At 50.6% G+C, this 2,129-nt stretch carries 3 protein-coding genes; 1 reads left to right on the top strand and 2 read right to left on the bottom strand.

What is annotated here, in order from left to right; all coding sequences use genetic code 11:
• Positions 1-1,143: M20/M25/M40 family metallo-hydrolase (locus B3F49_RS04330; RefSeq protein WP_293909229.1), on the top strand; the 1,143-nt coding region annotated here is incomplete at its 5' end.
• Between the two features lie 62 nt (positions 1,144-1,205).
• Here the strand turns inward: B3F49_RS04330 and B3F49_RS04325 are convergent.
• Positions 1,206-1,631 carry an Hsp20/alpha crystallin family protein gene (locus B3F49_RS04325; RefSeq protein WP_293895948.1) on the bottom strand — a complete coding sequence of 142 codons (426 nt, stop codon included), beginning with the start codon at positions 1,629-1,631 and terminating at the stop codon, positions 1,206-1,208.
• Positions 1,632-1,896: 265 nt separating this feature from the next.
• Positions 1,897-2,129 (bottom strand): hypothetical protein (locus B3F49_RS04320; RefSeq protein WP_293909228.1); only part of this gene is annotated, 233 nt, incomplete at its 5' end.

Raw genomic sequence — 2,129 nt, 5'->3', positions numbered from 1 at the left:
GTGTACTGTTTCCCCGGCGAGGATCAGCAGGCTCTCCCGATTCTCCTCACCGCACACCTTGATGTTGTGGGAGCACAAGACCAGGCATGGACGCACCCGCCGTTTTCCGGGACTGTCGAAGGTGGATATCTCTACGGCAGAGGGAGCTTTGATTGCAAAATCCAGGCAGTTGCCATCCTCACCGCATTTGAGTCGCTGCTCTCCGAGGGCAAGAAACCAAGCAGGACATTCTACGTCGCCTTCGGTTGCGATGAGGAGTGCAATGGTTCGCTAGAGGGAGCCAGCACCATCGCTTCCTATTTTGAAAAACAGAACGTACATTTTGCCTACGTCCTCGATGAGGGAGGAGTGGTCAGCCAACGCTACATCAAGGGTTTTGAACAGGACATTGCAGTGGTGGGAGTAGCTGAGAAAGGGTACATGGATGTACAGTTGTCGGCACAATGCAGTGCAGGGCACTCTTCCACTCCCTCCTTTCCCACAGCTTTGGGGAGGGTCGGTCGGGCTGCCTATCGTCTGGAGAGGAAATCCATGCCTGCCAAGCTCACAGCCCCTGTCAAGGCAATGCTGGAATCTCTGGGTCGGCAGGGGGTTTTTGCATACCGGCTTCTTTTTCTGAATGCCTGGATCACCAAACCCATTCTGCTGTGGGTCTTCAGCAAGAATCCCACCCTCAACGCGCTGGTCAGGACAACAGTCGTCCCAACGATGATTGAAGCAAGCGACAAGAGCAATGTCATCGCCGAACAAGCCACGGCAATGGTCAATGTCCGGCTGCTGCCGACCCAGACGCAGGAAGAAGTGCTTGGATGGATGAAGAAAGTCATCGGCGATCCTGCAGTCAAGCTCAAGGTGGTCCGCTTCACCCCTGCATCCGAGGTGAGCCCTGCCGAGGGCGAGGCGTTCTCCCACCTTGCAAGTACCATCACGGCCTGTTTCAGAGATGCCGTGGTGACTCCCTATCTGATGCTCGGAGCCACCGATGCACGCAAGTATCAGAACCTGAGCAACCATATCTATCGCTTTACTCCGGTACGCATGGACAAAAGCGAGGTCGGACGCATGCATGGAGTTGATGAGCGCATCAGCGAAGAGAACATCCAGCTTGCCGTAACCTTTTATGCAACATTGGTCCAAAGCTGAATATGCAAAGACCCCACACGAGTGCGGGGTCTTGCATGTACAGGACAGGTTGTTTCAACCGTTTATTTAATCTTTACTTCAATGGCCTTGGGCTTTGCAATTTCCTTCTTGGGAAGCGTGAGCTTGAGAAGCCCGTCAGAGAAATGTCCTTCAATCTTCTCCTCGTCCACATCCTCAGGAAGGGTGAAGGCGCGCTCAAAGCTCTGGTAGTAACGCTCGGAGACAAGTCTCTTCTTGTCCTTGTCCTCCTTCTTGCTCTGCTTGGTGGAGCTCAGCTTGAGCACATGCTTCTCGACATTGACCTTGACTTCCTCCTGCTTGTAGCCCGGGAGCTCAGCTTCCAAGATATATGCATCGTCGTTCTCGACAATGTCGACTGCAGGGAAGCGGGAGGGCATCAGGCCCCAGTCGCCGAGTATGTTGTTGAACAGTGAGTCAAACGCAGACTCCATCGGGGAATCGTAATCACGTCTTGCTAAATATTTCATAGTACACCTCCGTATTTTGTTGTATTATATTTTCTCCCTTTTTGGGTTCGCCAATATATATGCAATAAGCGTGCCAAGTTTACTAGAAAAAATATTTTGGACTTCTAATTGTTTATATTATTTATAATTATGTATTTTTAACTAAAAATATAAACCTACAAAAGTATGCGAATGGGACAATCCGATCCCCCCCATGAACAAGACTTATTCGACATTGAGTCAATTTGACACACCTAAGCCATCATGACTCCCCCAAACTGGTTCATCAAGAGCCACCCGGCGGATTTTCTTCACAATAACTCTCTTGATTACATATAAATATCTTCCTAACCGGCCTATTATTCTCATACTCATACAACGTAAGCATAGTCGGCTCAACCTTGAAGAGCACTTCCGTGGGCAGCGCCGAGTAAGCTGAAAAGGAATCGGGGTATGCACGCTGATAGGCTTGGGCGAAGAGAGCATTGGCCGGCTTAAGGGGATGGCCCAACTCGATTG

This window comes from Sphaerochaeta sp. UBA5836 (assembly GCF_002432845.1).
Taxonomy (GTDB): Bacteria; Spirochaetota; Spirochaetia; order Sphaerochaetales; family Sphaerochaetaceae; genus Sphaerochaeta.
Note: the sequence above shows the minus strand (reverse complement) of the source record. Positions and strands in the feature narration are given on the sequence as shown.